The 19,925-nt window shown below is 67.2% G+C and carries 20 protein-coding genes; 11 read left to right on the forward strand and 9 right to left on the reverse strand.

Annotated features, from left to right (window positions below; all coding sequences use genetic code 11):
• Position 1 precedes the first annotated feature (1 nt).
• Together FHT98_RS05825 and FHT98_RS05830 are read left to right on the forward strand one after the other, a co-directional pair.
• Positions 2-1,441, forward strand: coding sequence for an aldehyde dehydrogenase family protein (locus tag FHT98_RS05825; protein ID WP_248309153.1), 1,440 nt, complete (start codon positions 2-4; stop codon positions 1,439-1,441).
• A 56-nt stretch (positions 1,442-1,497) separates the two neighbouring features.
• A complete protein-coding gene (locus FHT98_RS05830) occupies positions 1,498-2,886 on the forward strand; it encodes an amidase (protein ID WP_142113056.1) in 1,389 nt (462 codons plus the stop codon).
• A gap of 40 nt (positions 2,887-2,926) precedes the next feature.
• Here the strand turns inward: FHT98_RS05830 and pgm are convergent, their stop codons facing one another.
• The 5 genes from pgm to FHT98_RS05855 all read right to left on the reverse strand — a co-directional run bounded on the left by pgm (position 2,927) and on the right by FHT98_RS05855 (position 8,435).
• Entirely contained in the window at positions 2,927-4,585 is a 1,659-nt protein-coding gene (gene pgm, locus FHT98_RS05835) for a phosphoglucomutase (alpha-D-glucose-1,6-bisphosphate-dependent) (protein ID WP_142113058.1), read from the reverse strand.
• Positions 4,586-4,702: 117 nt separating this feature from the next.
• Positions 4,703-5,974: an RNA polymerase sigma factor gene (locus FHT98_RS05840; protein ID WP_142113060.1), complete on the reverse strand. Its 1,272-nt coding sequence runs from the start codon at positions 5,972-5,974 to the stop codon at positions 4,703-4,705.
• Positions 5,975-6,036: 62 nt separating this feature from the next.
• On the reverse strand, positions 6,037-6,462 hold the full coding sequence (locus FHT98_RS05845; RefSeq protein WP_061969768.1) for a YciI family protein: 426 nt from the start codon (positions 6,460-6,462) through the stop codon (positions 6,037-6,039).
• A gap of 75 nt (positions 6,463-6,537) precedes the next feature.
• Positions 6,538-6,960 carry a YciI family protein gene (locus FHT98_RS05850; RefSeq protein WP_142113062.1) on the reverse strand — a complete coding sequence of 141 codons (423 nt, stop codon included), beginning with the start codon at positions 6,958-6,960 and terminating at the stop codon, positions 6,538-6,540.
• 134 nt (positions 6,961-7,094) lie between these two features.
• Positions 7,095-8,435, reverse strand: a complete 1,341-nt coding sequence (locus FHT98_RS05855; protein WP_142113065.1) for a dihydroorotase — start codon at positions 8,433-8,435, stop codon at positions 7,095-7,097.
• Between the two features lie 150 nt (positions 8,436-8,585).
• On the opposite strand from FHT98_RS05855, the gene ygfZ reads away from it, so the two are divergent.
• From ygfZ to FHT98_RS05870, 3 genes are read left to right on the forward strand one after another with little or no spacing between them, the layout of a single operon-like run.
• The gene (gene ygfZ / locus FHT98_RS05860; protein WP_142113067.1) at positions 8,586-9,485 is read left to right on the forward strand and encodes a CAF17-like 4Fe-4S cluster assembly/insertion protein YgfZ; all 900 of its coding nucleotides are present in this window, start codon (positions 8,586-8,588) and stop codon (positions 9,483-9,485) included.
• A gap of 11 nt (positions 9,486-9,496) precedes the next feature.
• Positions 9,497-10,126, forward strand: coding sequence for a DNA-3-methyladenine glycosylase I (locus FHT98_RS05865; protein ID WP_210244411.1), 630 nt, complete (start codon positions 9,497-9,499; stop codon positions 10,124-10,126).
• Positions 10,126-10,728, forward strand: a complete 603-nt coding sequence (locus FHT98_RS05870) for a YfbR-like 5'-deoxynucleotidase (RefSeq protein WP_142113069.1) — start codon at positions 10,126-10,128, stop codon at positions 10,726-10,728. The genes FHT98_RS05865 and FHT98_RS05870 overlap by 1 nt, the downstream gene beginning before the upstream one ends.
• 2 nt (positions 10,729-10,730) lie before the next feature.
• Here the strand turns inward: FHT98_RS05870 and FHT98_RS05875 are convergent, their stop codons facing one another.
• Positions 10,731-12,008: a TadE/TadG family type IV pilus assembly protein gene (locus FHT98_RS05875; RefSeq protein WP_185745079.1), complete on the reverse strand. Its 1,278-nt coding sequence runs from the start codon at positions 12,006-12,008 to the stop codon at positions 10,731-10,733.
• A 302-nt stretch (positions 12,009-12,310) separates the two neighbouring features.
• On the opposite strand from FHT98_RS05875, the gene aceB reads away from it, so the two are divergent.
• Positions 12,311-13,918 (forward strand): malate synthase A, encoded by a 1,608-nt coding sequence (aceB, locus tag FHT98_RS05880; protein ID WP_142113071.1) that lies wholly within the window; start codon positions 12,311-12,313, stop codon positions 13,916-13,918.
• A 66-nt stretch (positions 13,919-13,984) separates the two neighbouring features.
• Here aceB and FHT98_RS26145 read toward each other — a convergent pair whose 3' ends face one another.
• The 3 genes from FHT98_RS26145 to FHT98_RS05890 are packed head-to-tail and all read right to left on the reverse strand — an operon-like array spanning position 13,985 to position 15,357.
• Positions 13,985-14,146: a hypothetical protein gene (locus tag FHT98_RS26145; RefSeq protein ID WP_156407168.1), complete on the reverse strand. Its 162-nt coding sequence runs from the start codon at positions 14,144-14,146 to the stop codon at positions 13,985-13,987.
• Between the two features lie 48 nt (positions 14,147-14,194).
• Positions 14,195-15,139 (reverse strand): dihydrodipicolinate synthase family protein, encoded by a 945-nt coding sequence (locus FHT98_RS05885; RefSeq protein ID WP_142113073.1) that lies wholly within the window; start codon positions 15,137-15,139, stop codon positions 14,195-14,197.
• 8 nt (positions 15,140-15,147) lie between these two features.
• Positions 15,148-15,357, reverse strand: a complete 210-nt coding sequence (locus tag FHT98_RS05890) for a hypothetical protein (RefSeq protein WP_248309154.1) — start codon at positions 15,355-15,357, stop codon at positions 15,148-15,150.
• Between the two features lie 178 nt (positions 15,358-15,535).
• Here FHT98_RS05890 and FHT98_RS05895 point away from each other — a divergent pair, with 178 nt between their 5' ends.
• The 5 genes from FHT98_RS05895 to FHT98_RS05915 all read left to right on the forward strand — a co-directional run bounded on the left by FHT98_RS05895 (position 15,536) and on the right by FHT98_RS05915 (position 19,765).
• Positions 15,536-16,579 carry a DUF3616 domain-containing protein gene (locus FHT98_RS05895; RefSeq protein WP_142113077.1) on the forward strand — a complete coding sequence of 348 codons (1,044 nt, stop codon included), beginning with the start codon at positions 15,536-15,538 and terminating at the stop codon, positions 16,577-16,579.
• Positions 16,580-16,584: 5 nt separating this feature from the next.
• Positions 16,585-17,145, forward strand: coding sequence for an NUDIX hydrolase (locus FHT98_RS05900; protein WP_142113079.1), 561 nt, complete (start codon positions 16,585-16,587; stop codon positions 17,143-17,145).
• A 152-nt stretch (positions 17,146-17,297) separates the two neighbouring features.
• Complete coding sequence (locus FHT98_RS05905) at positions 17,298-18,209, forward strand: hypothetical protein (RefSeq protein WP_142113081.1); 912 nt, start codon at positions 17,298-17,300, stop codon at positions 18,207-18,209.
• Positions 18,210-18,342: 133 nt separating this feature from the next.
• Positions 18,343-18,627, forward strand: a complete 285-nt coding sequence (locus tag FHT98_RS05910) for a metal-sensing transcriptional repressor (RefSeq protein ID WP_091857064.1) — start codon at positions 18,343-18,345, stop codon at positions 18,625-18,627.
• Between the two features lie 25 nt (positions 18,628-18,652).
• The gene (locus tag FHT98_RS05915; RefSeq protein ID WP_142113083.1) at positions 18,653-19,765 is read left to right on the forward strand and encodes an S-(hydroxymethyl)glutathione dehydrogenase/class III alcohol dehydrogenase; all 1,113 of its coding nucleotides are present in this window, start codon (positions 18,653-18,655) and stop codon (positions 19,763-19,765) included.
• Positions 19,766-19,925 lie beyond the last annotated feature (160 nt).

The following is a 19,925-nucleotide window of genomic DNA, read 5'->3' on the forward strand; positions in this document are numbered from 1 at the left end:
CGTGAAGACCTACCGCAATTTCATCGCGAACGAATGGTGCGATGCCGTGGATGGCGAGCATATCGCCGTTCGGAATCCGTCGACCGGTGAGGAGCTGGCAAGGCTCGCGCGCGGCAGGCGCGAGGATGTCGATCTCGCGGTTCGCGCCGCACGGCAGGCACTGGCCGGCGAATGGGGCCGCCTGACCGCGACCGAGCGCGGGCGCATCCTGACTCGGATCGGGGCCGGCGTACTCAAGAACATCGACCTTCTGACCGAGATCGAGGCGCGCGATGTCGGCAAGCCGCTGACGCAGGCGCGGGCCGATGTCGTCGCGCTCGCGCGCTATCTCGAATTCTACGGCGCCTCCGCGGACAAGGTGCATGGCGACACCATTCCCTACCAGAACGGCTTCACCGTCCTGACGATCTACGAGCCGCATGGCGTCACCGGGCATATCATCCCGTGGAACTACCCCATGCAGATCCTCGGCCGCAGCCTCGGCGCGGCTCTGGCCATGGGCAATGCCGCCGTCGTCAAGCCGGCCGAGGAGGCCTGCCTGACCATTCTCGAATTCGCACGGATCGCGCAGGAGGAAGGCCTGCCGGCCGGCGCGCTGAACATCGTCACGGGCTTCGGCGCCGAGGCCGGGGCAGCCCTTTCCGAGCACACGGACATCAACCACATCTCCTTCACCGGCTCGGCCCGCACGGGCGAGATGGTGCAGACGGCCGCGGCGAAGAATGCCGTGCCGGTGACGCTCGAACTCGGCGGCAAATCGGCCCAGGTGGTCTTCGCGGATGCCGATCTCGACCGCGCCGTGCCCTTTCTGGTCAATGCCGGCATCCAGAATGCCGGCCAGACCTGCTCGGCCTCGTCGCGCATCCTCGTCGAGCGCTCGGTCTACGAAGATGTCATCGCCCGCATGAGCGAGAAGTACCGGGCTCTCAAGGTCGGCCCGGCCGAATCCGATCTCTCCGTCGGCCCCGTGGTTTCGCAGCGCCAGAAGGCGATCATCGAAGACTTCCTCGGTGCCGCCCGCAAGGACGGCCTGACGGTCGCGGCACAAGGGACCATCGTTCCGGACGCGCCGGCGGACGGCGCCTATGTCCCGCCGACCCTGCTGCGCGATGTCCCGCCCGACCACCGGCTGGCGCAGGAGGAGATCTTCGGCCCGGTGCAGGTGATCATGCCCTTCGACAGCGAGGAAGAGGCGCTGACGCTCGCCAACGGCACGCCCTACGGGCTGGTCTGCGGCATCTGGACGAGCGATGGCGGCCGGCAATTGCGCATGGCCCGCGCCGCGCAGGCCGGGCAGGTCTTCATCAACAATTACGGCGCCGGCGGCGGCGTCGAATTGCCCTTCGGTGGCGTCAAGAAATCCGGCCATGGCCGCGAGAAGGGTTTCGAGGCCCTTTATGGCTTCGCCAGCATGAAGACGATCTCGATCTTTCACGGCTAGGGTGCTTCCGCGAGGCTCTGCCCCGCGGGAAGACTGGATATGACGAGAGCCACTGCATGACCGAACTTGCCGACCTGACCGCCGTCGCTCTCGTCGAAGCCTATCGCGCTCGCAGGCTCTCGCCTGTCGAGGTGATCGACGCCGTCATCGCGCGCATCGATGCGTGGGAGCCGCGCCTCAACGCGCTCTGGGCCTACGATCCCGACGCGGCCCGCACGAGCGCGCGTGAATCCGAGGCGCGCTGGATGAAAGGCGAACCGCTCGGCGCGATCGACGGCGTGCCCGTCACGATCAAGGAGAACATCGCGACGAAGGGGACGCCGGTGCCGCTCGGCACCGCGGCCACGACGCTCGTGCCGGCGGCAGCCGATGCGCCCCCGGCAGCCCGCTCGCGGGAAGCGGGCGGCGTCATCATCGCCAAGACCACCATGCCCGATTACGGCATGCTCTCCTCCGGCCTGTCGAGCTTCCACAAGCTGGCGCGCAATCCCTGGGATCTCTCGACCAATCCCGGCGGGTCCAGTGCCGGCGCCGGGGCTGCGGCCGCCGCCGGCTACGGCCCGCTGCATATCGGCACCGATATCGGCGGCTCGATCCGTTTGCCGGCCGGCTGGTGCGGGCTCGTCGGCCTGAAGCCTTCGGCCGGGCGCCTGCCGATCGATCCGCCCTTCATCGGGCGCGCCGCCGGGCCGATGACGCGCACGGTCGCGGACACCGCGCTCTACATGTCGGTGCTGACCAGGCCCGACCGGCGCGACACGATGGCCCTGCCCTATCAGGAGATCGACTGGCTCAACCTCGCTGGCTCGGTGAAGGGCCTGAAGATCGGCCTGTGGCTGGAGGCGGGCTTCGGCCAGGCCGTCGGCGACGAGACGCTCGCGGCCGTGCAAGGTGCTGCCGCGTTGCTCGCCGATGCCGGCGCGACGATCGTGCCGATCGCCCCGTTCCTGACGCGCACCATGATCGACGGGCTCGACCGCTTCTGGCGGGCGCGGGGTTATGAGGACGTCTCGCGCCTCCCGCCCGAGCAGCAAGCCAGGATCCTGCCCTACATCTTCAATTGGATCGTGACCGCCAAGGACTTCTCGGGCGGCGATGTCTATACCGGCTTCGCCCAGATCGACGCGATGCGCAACGCGCTCCACAGCGCGCTCAAGGACGTCGATTTCATCATCTCGCCGACCGCGCCGGAACCGTCCTACCCGGCGGAATGGGCTTCGCCGCTCAACGACCCGCAGCGGCCCTTCGAACACATCGCCTTCACGGTCTCGGCCAATATGGGCGGCCAGCCGGCGGTGTCGATCAATTGCGGCTATTCCGGCAGCGGCCTGCCGATCGGCCTCCAGATCATCGGCCAGTCCTTCGACGATATCGGCGTGCTGCGTCTTGCGCGCGCCTTCGAGGAGATGCGCGCACCGGCAAGACCCTGGCCGACGCTGTCATAGAGCGTCGCGCACCTCTCTCGACAAGGCAGGCAAGTCCGCCTCAGGCGGCCCCGGCCGCCGCGAAGGCCTGCCCGACGATCCGCCGCGCATCCTCCTGGATTGCGGCGAGATGCGCCTCGTCGCGGAAGCTCTCGGCATAGATCTTGTAGACCTCCTCGGTGCCCGACGGCCGCGCCGCGAACCAGCCATCCGCCGCCGTGACCTTGACCCCGCCGATCGGCGCGCCGTTGCCCGGAGCGTTGCTCAGGATCGCCGTGATCGGCTGGCCTGCCAGCTCCTTCGTGGCGATCTGCTCGGCCGAGAGGTTCTTCAGAACCGCCTTCTGGCTGGCGCTCGCCGGCGCATCGACGCGCGCATAGCGCGGTTCGCCGAGTTCCGCCGTCAGCTTGCCATAGAGCACGCCGGGGTCGCTGCCGGTCTTCGCCGTGATCTCGGCGGCGAGCAGGCCGAGGATGATGCCGTCCTTGTCGGTGGTCCAGGCTGTGCCGTCCATGCGCAGGAAGGAGGCGCCGGCGCTCTCCTCGCCGGCGAAGCCGAAGCTGCCCGAGATCAGCCCGTCGACGAACCATTTGAAGCCGACCGGAACCTCGACGAGTTTCCGCCCGAGCTTGGCCGCAACACGATCGATGATCGCGCTCGACACCGCCGTCTTGCCGATCGCGGCATCCGCGCGCCAGCCCGGCCGGTTGGCGAAGAGATAGGCGCTCGCCGCCGCGAGATAATGGTTCGGGTTCATCAGCCCGCTGCTGCGCGTCACGATGCCGTGCCGGTCCGCGTCGGTATCGTTGGCGAAGGCGACGTCGAAGCGGTCGCGCATGCCGATCAGGCTCGCCATCGCATAGGGCGATGAGCAGTCCATCCGGATCTTGCCGTCCCAGTCGGCGGTCATGAAGCCGAAGGCCGGGTCGACCTCCTTGCTGACGATCGTCGCGTTGAGCCCATAGCGGTCGATGATCGGCTGGTAGTAGTCGAGCCCCGCCCCGCCGAGCGGGTCGATGCCGATCACGACGCCGGCCTGCCGGATCGCCTCCATGTCGACGACGCTGGCGAGGTCGGCGACATAGCCGGTGATGTAGTCGTGCCGGTGGACATGCTCGCTCTTCAGCGCCTTGTCGTAGGGCATGCGCAGGACCCCTGCGAGCTTGTCGGCGAGGAAGGCGTTGGCGCGCTTCTCGATCCAGCCGGTCGCGTCGGTATCGGCCGGCCCGCCATGCGGGGGATTGTATTTCAGGCCGCCATCGGCCGGCGGATTATGCGAGGGCGAGATCACGACGCCGTCGGCGAGCCCGGCCGAGCGGCCACGGTTATGCGCGATGATCGCATGCGAGATCACCGGAGTCGGCGTGAAGCCGAGCTTCTCGTCGATGATCGTGGCGACGCCATTGGCCGCGAAGACCTCCAGCACCGTCTCGAAGGCGTTGCGCGAGAGCGCATGCGTGTCGATGCCGAGGAAGAGCGGCCCGTCGATCCCCTGCTCGCGGCGATAGAGGCAGATCGCCTGCGCGATCCCGAGGATATGCGCCTCGTTGAACGAGCGCAGCAGCGCCGAGCCGCGATGGCCGGATGTGCCGAAGGCGACCTGCTGCGAACGCTGCGAGGGATCGGGCTCATCGTAATAGGCTTTGGTGAGGGCCGCCACGTCGACGAGTTGGCCGGGCTCAAGCCGCTTGCCGGCCAGGGGACTCACGCTATCGCTCATGTAGGCTCTCATTCCAGGCAAGGCAGGATCCGACACCCCTTATAGACGCCGGCATGAACAGAGTTGCAACGGAATGCGACCGGGTCGCGGCACCAGGACCGTGAGGCAACGCCGGCGTCATGAATCGGCAGCTCGCTCCTTCGCAGCCCGTTCCTCCATCAGCGCCCGCTCCCTGGCGTTCTGCGTCAGCGCGACCGCATGCTCGAAAGCTTCCGCCGCCTCCCGGTGACGGCCGAGCTTGGCGAGCAGATCGCCGCGCACGCCCGGCAGCAGGTGGTAGCGCTTGAGCGCCGGCTCTCCGGCGAGCGCCTCGACCAGCGCGAGCCCGGCCGCCGGTCCGTCCGCCATGCTGACCGCCACGGCACGGTTGAGTTCCACGACCGGCGACGGCGTCACCTGCCCCAGAACCGTGTAGAGCGCGACGATCCGCTTCCAGTCGGTTTCCTCGGCCGTTCGGGCGCGGGCATGGCAGGCCGCGAGCGCCGCCTGCAGCAGATAAGGCCCCGGCACCACGCCTGCGAGCTGCTGCGCCCGTTCCAGCGCCGCAAGCCCGCGCCCGATCAGCAGGCGATCCCAGCGAGCGCGGTTCTGGTCGAGCAGCAGGATCGGCTCGCCATCGGGGCCGACGCGGGCCCGGAACCGCGAGGCCTGCAATTCCATCAGGGCGACGAGGCCGTGGACCTCGGGCTCGTCAGACGCTCGCGCCGCCAGGATACGCCCGAGCCGCAGCGCCTCCTCGCACAATCCCGGCCTGACCCAGTCCTCACCGGTGGTCGCGGCATAACCTTCGTTGAAGATGAGATAGACCACCTCCAGCACCGAGGCGAGGCGCTCGCCGAGCTCGGCACCGGCCGGAACCTCATAGGGCACCCCGGCCTCGCTCAGCGTCTTCTTCGCCCTGACGATGCGCTGCGCCATCGTCGGCTCCGGCACGAGGAAGGCGCGCGCGATCTCGTCGGTGGTCAGGCCCCCGAGCAGGCGCAAGGTCAGCGCGATCCGCGCCTCCTTGGGGAGGACAGGATGGCAGGCCGTGAAGATCAATCGGAGCAGGTCGTCGCCGACCTCGTCGTCGAGCGCCTCGTCGAGATCGGGCATCGCCGACCCTTCGCTGTCGATGTCGCGGCCGATCTCGTCCTGCTTGCGCCGGGCCATGATCTCGTGGCGGGCGGTGTCGAGCGCGCGATGCTTGGCGACCTGCATCAGCCAGGCCGCTGGATTGCGCGGCACGCCCTCTTCGGGCCACTGCTTCAGTGCCGCGACCAGCGCGTCCTGCGCCAGTTCCTCGGCCCGGCCGACATCCCGCGTCAGGCGCGCAAGCCCCGCGATCAGCCGGGGCGACTCCATGCGCCAGACCGTCTCGATGGTGCGGTGTGCATCGCTGCCCGACATGGGAAGCGATACACACCATCAGCACACAGGCTGGCAAGCGGCTCGGACGAGACGCCGATGGTTCAGCCCTGGCCGCCGGCCTCGGCCTTGAGCCGATCCCAGGCTGCCGCGGCCTCCGGCGTGACGATCTCGCCGAAATCGGCCAGCTCGAAGAACGGCCGGATCTCGATCTCGGACGGGCCGGGCATCGGATTGGGGCAGCGCTTGACCCAGGCGATCGCCTCGTCGAGCGAGGCGCATTCCCAGAGCCAGTAGCCGGCGACGAGTTCCTTGGTCTCGGCGAAGGGGCCGTCGACGACGGAGCGCTTGGCGCCGTCGAACTGCACGCGCACGCCCTTCGAGCTGGGCTGCAGGCCGTCGCCGCCCTTCATGATGCCGGCTTTCACCAGCTCCTCGTTATAGGCCATCATCGCCTCGAGCAGTTCGCGGGTCGGCGGCGCGCCGGCTTCGCTGTCCTTGGTCGCCTTGACCATCACCATGAAGCGCATCGGTTTTCTCCTTGAGCGGAAGCGCCGGAGCCTGGCCGGGCGCCTTCCGGGGGATCGGTTTCGAGAGTTGATCGCTCAGCCGGCGAGCTTCGCCGCGCCGGCCTGGATGCGCTCTTCCTGAGCGCGCAATTCAGGCGTCAGGGCCTCGCCGAAATCCTCCATCTCGAAGATGCGGCGCAGCTCGATCTCGGTGCCGCCGTCGAAGGGCGCGCGCTTGAGCCACTCGACCGCCTCGTCGAAGGACTTCACCTGCCAGATCCAGAAGCCGCAGAGCAGCTCCTTGGCCTCGGCGAAGGGCCCGTCCGTGATCGACCGCTCGCTGCCCGAGAAGCGCATGCGGATGCCTTTCGAACTCGGGTGCAGGCCATCGCCGGCCAGCATGACGCCGGCCTTCACCAGCTCCTCGTTATAGGCCCCCATCTTGGTGAGGATATCCCCGCTCGGCATGATGCCGGCTTCGCTGTCCTTGTCCGCCTTGACCAGAACCATCACACGCATCGATCGTCTCCTTGGTTGGGAGAACCCGGGCGTTCCGGCACGCCGCCGGAACCCGTTCTCTGCTGGCACGTCGAACGGGCACGGCCCGAATCGACACGGGCCGCGAATTTTTTTCAAATATTTTGCGCGCGGCCTCAGGCGCCGCGCGGCAGGGCCTCCAGGAAGCGGGCCGGTTCGCCCTGCGAGGGGTTCGTCAACTCGCCCTCCCACATCACCTTGAGCCCGCGCACGAAGGTGCCGACCGGCCAGCCGGTGACGGTGACGCCGTCATAGGGCGTCCAGCCGCATTTCGAGGCGCTCCATTCTTTGGTGATCGTCTCGCGGCGCTTCAGGTCGACGATGGTGAAATCGGCATCGTAGCCCACCGCGATCCGGCCCTTGCCTTCCAGCCCGAAGATGCGCTGCGGCCCGGCGCTGCTGAGATCGACGAAGCGCTCCAGCGTCAGCCTGCCAGCATTCACATGGTCGAGCATGATCGGCACCAGCGTCTGCACGCCCGGCATGCCGGAATGGCTCGCCGGATAGGCATGGTGCTTCTCCTCATGGGTATGGGGCGCATGGTCGGAGCCGAGCACGTCGACGATGCCCTGCTCCACGCCCCACCAGATGCGCTGGCGATGGCTGTCGTCGCGGATCGGCGGGTTCATCTGGGCGTAGGTGCCGAGCCGCTCGTAGCAATCCGGCGCGACCAGCGTCAGATGGTTCGGCAGCACCTCGACGGTCGCGACATCCTTATGATCCTTGAGGAAGACCATCTCCTCAGCCGTGGAGATGTGCAGGATATGGACGCGTGCGCCGGTCTCGCGCGCGATCCGCACCAGCCGCTTGGTGCAGGTCAGCGCCACCTCGGGCGAGCGCCAGACCGGGTGGCTCGACGGATCGCCCTCGACGCGCAGGGGCATGCGCTCGCGCAGCATCCCCTCGTCTTCGGAATGGAAGGCGGCGCGCCGGCGCGTCCGCTTCAGGATCTCGGCGACGCCCTTGTCGTCCTCGACCAGCAGGTCGCCGGTCGAAGAGCCCATGAACACCTTGATGCCGGCGGCGCCGGGAAGCCGCTCCAGCTCGGCGACATCATGCGCGTTCTCATGCGTTCCGCCGACCCAGAAGGCGAAATCGCAATGCATCCGATGGCGCCCGCGCTTCACCTTGTCGGCCAGCGCCTCCGGCGTCACCGTCTGCGGAATCGTGTTCGGCATCTCGAAGACGCAGGTCACGCCGCCGAGCGCGGCCGAGCGCGAGCCGCTCTCCAGGTCCTCCTTGTGATCGAGCCCGGGCTCGCGGAAATGCACCTGAGAGTCGATCACGCCGGGCAGGATGTGCAGGCCCGTGCAGTCGACCACCTCGCCCGCCGACGCCTGCGAGAGATCGCCCAGCGCCATGATCTTGCCGCCGGTGACGCCGACATCGCGCGCCACGCGACCGTCCTGGTTCACCACCGTGCCGCCCTTGAGGATGACATCGTAGGTCTGGGGCATGACAGGTCTCCGAAAGGTTGAGCAAAGACGGGATGCAGCCTACCTATCGGCCAACGCGCCGTCCCGGAAGCCCAAACAGCTTTCGGGTGGCGACATCATCTCGATTCGGCCGAGGAGCCTCGTCCGACATCAGAACTGGAACGGCTACCCATGTCCGCAACCCGATTGATCGATCGCGGCGTCATTCGCGTCAGCGGCGACGACGCGCGCGATTTCCTGCAGAACCTCGTGACCAACGATCTCGATCCGGTCGTGCCCGGGCAGGCAGGCTACGGCGCGCTGCTGACGCCACAGGGCAAGATGATCTGCGATTTCTTCATCCTCGCGCTGGCGCCGGAGGATGGCGGCGGCTTCCTCATCGATTGCCCCCTGCTCCAGACCGCCGACCTGATGAAACGCCTGAAGCTTTACAAGCTGCGCGCCAAGGTGATGCTCGACGACCTCACAGAGAAGAGCGCTGTCATCGCCTCGGCTGATGGCGCTCCGCTGCCTGCGGATGCCGGCTTCGTCTATGACGATCCGCGCCTGCCGGCGCTCGGCCAGCGTGCCATTACCGATGTCGAGGGCATCGAGACACTGGTCACCGCCGAGCCGGAGGCCTATCACGCCCGCCGCATCGCGCTCGGCATTCCCGCCGGCGGACGCGACTTCGCCTATGGCGACACCTTCCCGCATGAGGCGCTGCTCGACCAGCTCGGCGGCGTCTCCTTCAGGAAGGGCTGCTATATCGGGCAGGAGGTCGTCTCCCGCATGCAGCATCGCGGCACCGCCCGCACCCGCGTCGTACCCGTCGTCTTCGACGAGGGCATCGCGACCGAGACCGGTGCCGAGGCCACGGCCGGCAGCAAGCAACTCGGCCATATCGGCTCGGGCGCCAATGGCCGTGCCCTCGCCATGCTCCGGCTCGACCGGTTGGCCGACGCGCTCGCCGCGGGACAAACGCCGCTCGGCGGCGGGCTAGCCTTCCATCTCGCGGAAAAGCCGGACTTCATCCGCTTCCCCTTCCCCGGCGAGCCCGATTTCGGTGCCGTCGCAGGAGCTGCCCTGTGAGCGACACCGTCATCGTCAACGAAGAACGCATCGCGATCCAGGGCGCCGACGGCAAGTTCCGCTGCCGCTGGCCGGGCACCGATCCGCTCTACATCGCCTATCACGACACCGAATGGGGCGTGCCGGAATATGATTCCCGCGCGCTCTGGGAGAAGCTGATCCTCGACGGCTTCCAGGCCGGTCTCTCCTGGATCACCATCCTCAGGAAGCGCGACGCCTTCCGCGCTGGCTTCGCGGGTTTCGAGCCGGAAGCCGTCGCCCGCTTCACCGAGACCGACGTCCAGCGTCTGCTCGCCGATCCCGGCATCATCCGCCACCGCGGCAAGATCGAGGGCACGATCAAGAGCGCGCAGGCCTATCTCAGGCTGAGCGAGCGCGAGCCTTTCGCCGATTTCCTCTGGAAGCATCTCGACGGCCGCGTGCTGCAGAACAGCTATCGCACACAGGGCGAGGTCCCAACCCAGACGAAACTCTCCGAGACCGTCTCGAAGGAGCTCAAGAAGGCCGGCTTCACCTTCTGCGGCCCGACCATCGTCTATGCCTTCATGGAGGCCTGCGGGCTGGTCAATGACCACCTCACCGGCTGCTTCCGCTGGAGCGAATGCGCCGCGCTCGCCCGCGACTCGCGCCCCGCCGCCTGATGGCCCGCAAGCCAGAACCGCCGCGCGCCTGGCAACGCATGCTCTCGGGCCGCAGGCTCGATCTGCTCGATCCCTCGCCGCTCGACATCGAGATCGAGGACATCGCCCATGGCCTCGCCCGCGTCGCCCGCTGGAACGGGCAGACGCACGGCGCCCACTCCTTCTCCGTCGCGCAGCATTCGCTGCTGGTCGAAGCGATCGCAGCCCATCTCAATCCGGACTGGGAGCGTGGCTGGCGCTTGATGGCGCTGCTGCACGACGCACCGGAATACGTCATCGGCGACATGATCTCGCCGTTCAAGGTGGTGATGGGCGACGCTTACAAGAGCGTGGAACTGCGCCTGCTCGCGGCGATCCACCTGCGCTTCGGCCTGCCGGCCGCGACGCCGGCCGCCCTGAAGCGGAAGGTCAAGGAGGCCGACACCATCGCCGCCTTCTTCGAGGCGACGCGGCTGGCCGGCTTCGGCCGCGAGGAGGCCCTGAAATTCTTCGGCCGGCCGCAGGCGCTGCCGGTCGAAGTTCTGTCCTGGCTCGACCCGCTCGACACCGAGGCGGCGCAGGCGCGCTTCCTGGCGCGCTTCGCCGCGCTCGGCGGAGGTTGAACTTACTGCGTCAGGCGCACCGCGCTGATCTCGCTGGCGATCGCCTTGAAGATCGGGCTGAGCTGCGAGGCATTCTTGACGTCGTAATACATCTCCGGCCGCGTGGCGCAGTTCTTCAGCAGCGTCGCGTCGCCGTCGATGACGCGGATCGTGTAGAGGCTGATTCCCGCCGCCTTGACCCCGGTGCAGGCGAGCGTCGTGCGGGCATCGATCTCGTTGCCGACCTTTGTGAAGCGATTCTCGGTATTGTCGCCGTCGGTCAGCAGGATCATGTATTTCTTCAGCATCGGCTCGGTCGAAGGCTTCGCCTGCGTGAACGGGGCCGCCGGCGACAGCGTGGCCCAGCCCCAGACGGCACCGATCGTGACGTTGGTGTTGCCGACCGGCGTCATCGTGTCGACGCGGGCATTGAGCGCCGCCCAGTCCGCAGTCAGCGGCAGGACCTCCGCGAGCGAGGTCTGGCCACACCAGGTCGCCGGATATTGCTGGGCGCTGGCCGAATAGGAACCGGCATCGCTGACATCGTAACTCTGATCGCGGTCGGCGATACAGCCGTGGCTCTGGGCCCATACGGTCTTGGTCAGCGTCTCGGTGGTGCAGTTATTGCCCCACCGGTCGCAATTGACCTTTCGCGTCATGCCGTAGCGGATCCAGTTCTCATTTTTGAGGCCGCGGTCGATCCGGACCTGGGTGTTGAACGGCACGATCGAGATCTTGATCTGGTCGGGATCGATCGCCGCATCCTGCATGATCTTGATGAGATCCTTGGAGGCCTGCTTCAGCGCCGTCATCTTGCCGGACGAAGACATCGAGCCGGTATTGTCGAGCACCAGCGCCAGTTCGATCTTGTTGGTTCCCCAGGTCGACTCGCTGTTCGTACCCACCGGCAGTTGGCTGGTGCCGAGCACGCGGGAGATCGTGGTCGGCACAATCGCCTTGGCCTCGATCTTGATCGTCCGCGCCGTGCGATCGATCGTCACCGCCGCACTTTCGAACTCGCCTTTCACATCGGGGGGCAGGTTGTCGCGGATCCAGGCGTCGATGCGCGTCCTGAGCTCCCCGTCCGTCAGCTTCTGGGCATCGCGTGCCGCCATCAGCGCTGCGGAATCGATCGCCGCATTGAGCGCCTGCCGGGTGTTGCTGGCGCGGGAATAGTCGATCGCCACGCCGACGACGCCCATCAGCGGCACGAGCACCAGCCCGAACAGCATCATCACGTTGCCGCGTTGATCCCGGCGGAAGCGCCTGAACATCTCAGGCAGTGAGCCGATCTTCATCATTGGTTTCATCCAGGGCCGGATTGCCGCATTCGACCCCGGAAGCGTTGGCGGCCGGAACTTACGAATTGCTGAAACCGATTTGCGGAAGTCGGGCCTATCTGCACATTTTGAATCGAAACGCGCTGCCGTTACGTCATTATGCGTTCACCGCGCGCGCAACACAACCTTCACGAGCACTTTGACGACCCTTACCCGCGAACGGAAATTCATTCCAAATTTGAACAAGTGATCGTCATTTTTTCCGGATTTTGCAAAGTGTGCTTTCGCGGAATGATGGTCCCAACCTGATCGGAGGACCATTCATGTCGGACACCCTCACACTCGCCCTGCCGGCCGGCGTCGTCGTCAAGGGCGCCCTGCAGCCGGGCTTCGAGCAGATTCTCAGCACCGAGGCGCTCGGCTTCGTCGCCGACCTGCATCGCCGCTTCAACGAGACGCGCAAGCGCCTGCTGGCCCTGCGTACCGAGCGTCAGAAGCGCTTCGACGCCGGCGAGACGCCCGATTTCCTCGCCGAGACCCGGCATATCCGCGAAGGCGACTGGACCGTCGCACCGATCCCGGCCGACCTCCTCGACCGCCGCGTCGAGATCACCGGCCCGGTCGATCGCAAGATGATCATCAACGCGCTGAACTCCGGCGCCAAGGTCTTCATGGCCGATTTCGAGGATGCGTCCTCGCCGGTCTGGGCCAACATGATCGAAGGCCAGATCAATCTCCGCGACCGCTGGGCGAACAGGATCGACTTCACCGATCCCACGAACGGCAAGGACTACAAGCTCAAGGCCAAGCCCGCCGTCCTGATCATCCGCCCGCGCGGCTGGCATCTGCCGGAGCGGCACATCCTTATCGACGGAGAGGAGGCCTCGGGCTCCCTGGTCGATTTCGGCCTCTATGTCTTCCATAACGCCAAGGCGGCGCTGGCAGCCGGCTCCGGCCCGTATTTCTACCTGCCGAAGCTGGAGAGCCATCTCGAGGCCCGGCTCTGGAACGACGTCTTCGTCGCCGCCCAGTCGGCGCTCGGCCTGAAGAACGGCACGATCAAGGCCACTGTCCTGATCGAGACCCTGCCGGCCGCCTTCGAGATGGACGAGATCCTCTACGAATTGCGCGAGCACATGGCCGGCCTCAATTGCGGCCGCTGGGACTACATCTTCTCCTTCATCAAGAAGCTCGCTCGCAACAAGGCCTATGTCCTGCCGGATCGCTCGCAGGTCGTGATGTCCAAGGCCTTCCTGCGCGCCTATTCGCTGCTGCTGATCAAGACCTGCCACAAGCGCGGTGCCTTCGCGATGGGCGGCATGGCGGCGCAGATCCCGGTCAAGAACAATCCGGAAGCCAATTCCGCCGCCTTCGCCAAGGTCAAGGCCGACAAGGAGCGCGAGGCCGGCGACGGCCATGACGGCACCTGGGTCGCTCACCCGGATCTCGTCCCGGTCGCGATGGAGGTCTTCGACCGGCTGATGCCGCAGGCCAACCAGCTCGACAAGAAGCGCGACGACGTCTCGATCGGCGCCAAGGACCTGCTGGAAGTCCATCAGGGCACGCGCACCGAGGAAGGCTTCCGCGAGAACATCCGCGTCGGCGTCCAGTATATCGAGGCCTGGCTGCGTGGCCGTGGCGCGGTTCCGATCTACAACATGATGGAGGACGCTGCGACCGCCGAGATCAGCCGCGCCCAGATCTGGCAGTTCGTCCAGTATGGCGTCGCGCTCGAAGGCGGCATCACGGCCGATGCGGCGCTGTTCAAGCGCTGCCTGCCCGAGGAGATGGAACGCGTGAAGGGCGAGCTCGGCGCGGAGAACTATGCCAAGGGTCGGTTCCCCGAGGCGATCGCGCTGTTCGAGACCCTGTCGCTGGCGCCGAACTTCGAGGACTTCCTCACCGTGCCGGCCTACGCCAAGCTCGCCTGAGTTCGGTTCGGACCGATGACATCGGAAGGGCGTCGCGCCATCGCGGCGCCCTTTCTTTTTGCGCAATCAATGCAGATGCCACCAGACCCGTCCGCCGATCAGGATGGCGAGCAGGACGACCGAGCCGAACAGGTGCAGCAGGTCCGCCTTCCAGCCACCGGCCGATGGCCTGCGGACATGCCGGTAGATCGCCTCCCGGCGACGGCGATAGGTCCCGATCGTGGTCACTGAAACCTCCATCCGGTTCGCGGTGGACACAGCCGCGCTGCTACGGATTCAGGCGCGACGGGCAGCGACCGCCGGCCCGTTGCGCGCTGCCTTCATCGCCATGCCGGCAAGCGGGTGCGGCAGGTCCTCGATGGCGTCGCAAAGCAGGGGCACGATGTCCGGCCGCGGCGGCGCGAGCGGCGCGCGGCAGGTGGCACCGACCTCCGGATGCAGCATCGACAGAGCGAGCTTGATCAGGACGGGGTCGGGCTCCCGCGCGAGCAGGTCGAGCAACGGGACCAGCCGCCGCTGCAGGACCTGCGCCTGACCGTAGAATTCGGAGCGCGCCGCGCTGTCCATCCGCGCCAGCCAATGCGGCGCAAGATTGCCGACGCTGGTGATCGCCCCGCAGCCGCCGGCGAGCAGATAGGCAGGGATGGTGTCCGCCGCCCCCGTCAGCCGCATGAAGCGGCGGTCGCGGACGCGGGCAATCCGGTCGCAGCGGACGAGATCGCCGCGCCGCTCCAGGATGCCGACGATATTCGGCGCCCCTTCCAGCTGCTCCAGCGTCTCCGGCGCGATCTCGACGCCGCAGCGATCCGGATCGTTGTCGAGGATGATTTCGAGGCTGGTCGCCTGCGCCGCCGCCAGCGCATGGGCCGCCAGGCCCGCCTGCGTCGGCCGGTTGTAATAGGGCATGCGCAACAGCAGGGCCGAGGCGCCGGCCTTCTCGGCGGCGGCGATCTCGGCGACGGTCCCGGCAGTCGAATAGCTGCCGACAGCGGCGATCACCGGGTAATGCCGACCGGCGATGCGGCGGGCGGCGGCGCAGAGCGCCTCCCGCTCCGGTCCGCTCAGCGTCGGGCTTTCACCCGTCGCGGTGCCGACCACAATGCCGTCGGCGCCCTGCGCAATCTGCCAGAGAATGAGGCGTTCCAGCGCGCCGTAATCGATCGCGTCCTCGTCGAAAGGCGTGACCAGCGCGGTGAACATGCCGTGAAGCCAGTGGTTCATGGCGCGTCTCAGAGCAGCGAGAGCGTCTTCGCGGTCATGCGGACCGCGCGAGCCCGGTGCCCTGTCTCGAAAACGGCATAGCGCAGCGCGGCACCGCGATCGCAGAAGATGCCGCCACCGCGGCCATGCGTCTCGACGGCCAGCCAATGACCTTCCACGTCGCGCCCGACGACGAACTGGAGCGGACCGCCGAAGGATTTGCGAGGAATACTGAACATCATCCTGTTTCCCGAGCGGTCTTCCAGGACCGCCCGGACAAGCTAGGGACGGCGCCATAGCCGTTCGAGACGAGGCAAAGGGCAGGATCATCAAGATCCCATAGGGATCGCGCCGCGGCGCTTTGACATCCTCCTGCCGCTCGCGCTCAATCCGCGCCTCTTCCTCCGGATTCGCCTGATGCGCTACCCCCTCTTCGTCATGCTCCTTGCCGCCGCCATGCTCGCCGGCCCCCTCGCCCAGGCGGCGACGCTCGCGCCGGAACAGCGCTTCAGGACGCTCGGTGACTTCTCCGGCAAGAAGCCCGGCAAGCCGGCGCGCGATGTCAGCGGCCTCGCCTGCATGCCGGCGGCCAACGGCACCCAGCGCTGCCTGTTGATCAATGACGAGGGCTCCTTCGCCCAGTTCGCCCGCATCGCCGAGAACCGCATCACGCCGGACGCGACCGTGCCCATCATCGGCGCCGATGCCTCGCCCGACACGCTCGGTCAGCCGCCGCAAGGCATCTGCAAGATGCCCGGCCGCTTCGCCGAACTCGACGGCGAGGCCGTCGCCTATGCCGAGGGCGCCTTCTATGTCGCAGGCTCGCATGGCTGCTCGCGCAAGCGCGGCGAATTCCGCCTCTCGGCCTTCCACCTTGCCCGGATCAAGGTCGATGCCGAAGGCACCGCCGCCGGCAAGGTCGAACTGACCTATCGCCTGAGCGACATGCTGCGCACCGCCGGTCCAGCCGGCGCCTTCTTCGGACGCGGCCTGATGGACGATAGCGGCCTGAATGTCGAAGGCATCGCGGTCGTCGGCGACACGCTCTGGGCCGGTCTGCGCGCGCCCTCCCTCGGCAATCGCGGCTTCTTCGTCGGCGCCTCGCTGAACGCCCTGTTCGCGCCGGGCCACGCGCCCGCGACGGAGGCTCCGCGAGTCTTCCAACTGCCGGCCGGCCCCGATCGCGGCATCCGCGACCTCGCGCCCCTCCCCGATGGCCGCCTGCTCGCGCTGCTGGGGCCGGCGCAGGAACAGGCCCTGCCCTACTCACTGCTGCTGATCGACCCCGCCAGACCCGATGCGGCAGCACCGCTCGGCGATCTGCCGGCTCGCAGCGGCGGCAAGGCGGAATCCCTGACCGTGCTGACGCAGGACGGCAAGGGCCTCGCGGTCCTGATCGGCTATGACGGCCCGAAGAACGGGCATTTCGAATCCTACCGCCTGCTGCTCGAACCTCGTTGAGCCCGATGGATTTCCGCAACGATCTCACCCGCGCCGTCGAGCGCTACCGCGCCGAGATCGCGGGCCCACACGAGCATCTCGCGCTGCTGCGCTGGCAGATGACTGAGGGCCACGCGCTCGACCGGCGTGACACCTTTCCCGGCCATCTCACCACCAGCGCCTTCGTGCTCTCGCCCGATCATGCCCAGGTCCTGCTGATCGACCATGTCGTGATCGGCCGCTGGCTCCAGCCCGGCGGGCATTGGGAGGAAGCCGAGCATTTCCATCTCTCGGCCGCACGCGAGGCGATCGAGGAAACCGGCGTGCAGGGCCTTGCCTTGCATCCCTGGCATCGCGGTGCAGACCTGCCCTTCACCATCGACAGCCATGACGTGCCGGGCAAGCCATCCCGCGGCGAGCCGGCCCACATCCATCACGACCTGCAATATCTCTTTCTCGCCGATCCGGCCCTGCCGCTCGTCGCGCAGGTCGAGGAGGTGCACGCCGCCGCCTGGAAGCCGGTCGGCACGCTCGCCGGGATCGCGCCGCGTGCCCTGGAGCGTCTGTCGCACCTGCCCACGCCCTGACTGTTGCAGCGCAACAACAGCAATCCGGATTGCTGAAACGGCTATGGCTCTTTTATCGCCTGCGGCCTCGGCACGGCGCATGTCTTGCAACGGGAGAAGCCCCGCCCGAGTCGCGGCGAAGTTTGCTTCCGCCGCGCAACTGGAACCGCGCCATGACGAATCTCGCTCCTCTTCGCCTCGCCGCCTCCTTGTTCATGTCCATCGCCACGACGACGGCCTTCGCCGCCGACCTGCCCTCCCGCAAGGGGGCTCCGGCTGCACCTCCGCCCACGCTCTCCGCCTGTACGGAAAGCGAGGGCATCCCGACCGACGCCTTCGGCTTCACCACCGGTTCCGACGTCGCCGATACCGGCTCCTTCGGCCCGAGCCTGACCTATGGCGGCGCCTTCGGCACCCGCGGCGGCAGCTTCAACGGCCATGGCCTGACCTTGCAGGGCTCCTACGGTCTGTTTCCCTGCTTCGAGATCGGCCCCTATGTGCTGGGCTCCTTCAGCAACGCCTCGATCGGCGGCATCAGCGCCGACGAGCGCGCCTTCGGCGCCGGCGTCGAGATGAAGTACAAGCTGCTCGGGCGGAGCATGCACGGGCTCGGCCTGACCCTCGTCATCGATCCCAGCGTCAACCGCGCCGATCCGGACGGCGCCGGCCGCTTCACCACCTACAATACCGGCATCCGCCTCTTCGCCGACAAGACGCTGATCCCGAACACGCTCTACGCCGGGCTCAATCTCTCGCATGACCTGACCTGGACCGGCCCCTCGCCCTATCAGCGCTCATCGACCTTCACCATCGCCGGCTCGCTCGCCTGGCAGGTGCAGGAGGGGCTCTATCTCAGCGGCGAGGTCCGCCATATGCGTGCCCATAACGAGCTCGGCTTCGGCAAGGAGGCAGGCTACGCCACCTTCGCCGGCCCCGGCGTGTTCTGGCAGGCGACGAAGCAGCTCGCCCTCTCCGCCGCCTACAACATCCAGGTCTCCGGCAAGGCCAAGGGCCAGCCCGGCAATCTCGACCTCACCAATTTCAGCCAGCATCTCGTCAAGGTGAAGCTCGGCTACAGCTTCTGAATCAATCCGATAGCGCATCGACGAAAAGAGCGGCAGCGGCAACGCTGCCGCTCTTTTCGTTTAGGCTCGCCTTGCGCGTTGACATACTCCCCCTCAGTACCATAGCGTCGCGGCAACCGGAGCCTCAGTGCCCATGCCTCACACGCCCGAAGAGAAGAAGCGCGCCGTCACGCGGCTGCGCCGGATCAAGGGGCAGACTGACGCCCTGATCGCGGCCGTCGAGCGCGGCGAGGAATGCGGCGCGCTGCTACAGCAACTCGCCGCCTTGCGCGGCGCGGCGACCGGATTGATGGCCGAGGTGCTCGAAAGCCATCTGCGCGAGACCATGGCCCGCCCGGCCGAGGCAGCGCAGGTGGAAGCCGGAAACGATGACGAGATCGCCGCGATCATGCGGGTGATCCGCCCCTATCTGAAATGAACATCCGCAAGGAAGGAAGCCCCCGATGAAGACCCGCGCCGCCGTCGCCTGGGAAGCCGGCAAGCCCCTCACCATCGAGACCATCGAGATCGGCGGCCCCAGGGCCGGCGAGGTTCTGGTCGAGGTGATGGCGACCGGCATCTGCCACACCGACGCCTACACGCTCTCGGGTCTGGATTCGGAGGGCAAGTTCCCGGCGATCCTCGGCCATGAGGGCGCCGGCATCGTGCGCGAGGTCGGCGCCGGCGTGACCAGCCTGAAGCCCGGCGACCACGTCATCCCGCTCTACACGCCGGAATGCCGGAGCTGTAAGTCCTGCCTGTCGCGCCGGACCAATCTCTGCACCTCGATCCGCGCCACCCAGGGCCAGGGCGTGATGCCGGACGGCACGAGCCGTTTCTCCTGCGACGGCGGCGAAGTGTTCCACTACATGGGCTGCTCGACCTTCGCGAACTTCACCGTGCTGCCTGAGATCGCGCTGGCCAAGGTCCGCGAGGACGCGCCCTTCGACAAGATCTGCTATATCGGCTGCGGCGTGACGACAGGCATCGGCGCTGTCATCTACACGGCAAAAGTCTGGCCGGGCGCCAATGTCGTGGTCTTCGGCCTCGGCGGCATCGGCCTCAACGTCATCCAGGGCGCCCGCATGGTCGGCGCCGACAAGATCATCGGCGTCGACATCAACCCGGCCAAGCAGGAGATGGCGCGCAAATTCGGCATGACCGACTTCATCAACCCGGCCGAGATCGGCAACGACAAGGTCGTCCAGGCGATCGTCGACCTCACCGGCGGCGGCGCCGATTTCTCCTTCGATGCCACCGGCAATACCAATGTGATGCGCCAGGCGCTGGAGTGCTGCCATCGCGGCTGGGGCGAGTCGATCGTCATCGGCGTGGCCGAGGCCGGCAAGGAGATCGCGACCCGCCCGTTCCAGCTCGTCACCGGCCGCGTCTGGAAGGGCACGGCCTTCGGCGGCGCACGTGGGCGCACCGACGTGCCGAAGATCGTCGACTGGTATATGGAGGGCAAGATCAACATCGACGACCTGATCACCCACAAGCTCTCGCTCGACGAGATCAATACCGGCTTCGACCTGATGCATGAGGGCAAGTCGATCAGGAGCGTGGTGGTCTACTGAGGTGCCGTTCCACCGCCTCATTCGGCGGGCACTGAAGCACGACCTTTGTCATTCCGGGGCAGCGCGAAGCGCTGAACCCGGAACCCACGACCGGGTACGACGCTTGAATAGACCGACCGGGCAAGGGCTTGCCCGGTCGTGGGTTCCGGGTTCGTCTTTC

Origin of the sequence: Allobosea sp. AK1, assembly GCF_006714945.1 — a bacterium.
GTDB lineage: Bacteria > Pseudomonadota > Alphaproteobacteria > Rhizobiales > Beijerinckiaceae > Allobosea > Allobosea robiniae.

Bases quoted from the DNA above. Each gene is read 5' to 3' on its own strand.
- FHT98_RS05830 (WP_142113056.1), top strand. From the start codon at position 1,498: ATGACCGAACTTGCCGACCTGACCGCCGTCGCTCTCGTCGAAGCCTAT.
- pgm (WP_142113058.1), bottom strand. From the start codon at position 4,585: ATGAGCGATAGCGTGAGTCCCCTGGCCGGCAAGCGGCTTGAGCCCGGC.
- FHT98_RS05840 (WP_142113060.1), bottom strand. From the start codon at position 5,974: ATGTCGGGCAGCGATGCACACCGCACCATCGAGACGGTCTGGCGCATG.
- FHT98_RS05845 (WP_061969768.1), bottom strand. From the start codon at position 6,462: ATGCGCTTCATGGTGATGGTCAAGGCGACCAAGGACAGCGAAGCCGGC.
- FHT98_RS05850 (WP_142113062.1), bottom strand. From the start codon at position 6,960: ATGCGTGTGATGGTTCTGGTCAAGGCGGACAAGGACAGCGAAGCCGGC.
- FHT98_RS05855 (WP_142113065.1), bottom strand. From the start codon at position 8,435: ATGCCCCAGACCTACGATGTCATCCTCAAGGGCGGCACGGTGGTGAAC.
- ygfZ (WP_142113067.1), top strand. From the start codon at position 8,586: ATGTCCGCAACCCGATTGATCGATCGCGGCGTCATTCGCGTCAGCGGC.
- FHT98_RS05870 (WP_142113069.1), top strand. From the start codon at position 10,126: ATGGCCCGCAAGCCAGAACCGCCGCGCGCCTGGCAACGCATGCTCTCG.
- FHT98_RS05875 (WP_185745079.1), bottom strand. From the start codon at position 12,008: ATGATGAAGATCGGCTCACTGCCTGAGATGTTCAGGCGCTTCCGCCGG.
- aceB (WP_142113071.1), top strand. From the start codon at position 12,311: ATGTCGGACACCCTCACACTCGCCCTGCCGGCCGGCGTCGTCGTCAAG.
- FHT98_RS05885 (WP_142113073.1), bottom strand. From the start codon at position 15,139: ATGAACCACTGGCTTCACGGCATGTTCACCGCGCTGGTCACGCCTTTC.
- FHT98_RS05890 (WP_248309154.1), bottom strand. From the start codon at position 15,357: ATGTTCAGTATTCCTCGCAAATCCTTCGGCGGTCCGCTCCAGTTCGTC.
- FHT98_RS05895 (WP_142113077.1), top strand. From the start codon at position 15,536: ATGCGCTACCCCCTCTTCGTCATGCTCCTTGCCGCCGCCATGCTCGCC.
- FHT98_RS05900 (WP_142113079.1), top strand. From the start codon at position 16,585: ATGGATTTCCGCAACGATCTCACCCGCGCCGTCGAGCGCTACCGCGCC.
- FHT98_RS05905 (WP_142113081.1), top strand. From the start codon at position 17,298: ATGACGAATCTCGCTCCTCTTCGCCTCGCCGCCTCCTTGTTCATGTCC.
- FHT98_RS05910 (WP_091857064.1), top strand. From the start codon at position 18,343: ATGCCTCACACGCCCGAAGAGAAGAAGCGCGCCGTCACGCGGCTGCGC.
- FHT98_RS05915 (WP_142113083.1), top strand. From the start codon at position 18,653: ATGAAGACCCGCGCCGCCGTCGCCTGGGAAGCCGGCAAGCCCCTCACC.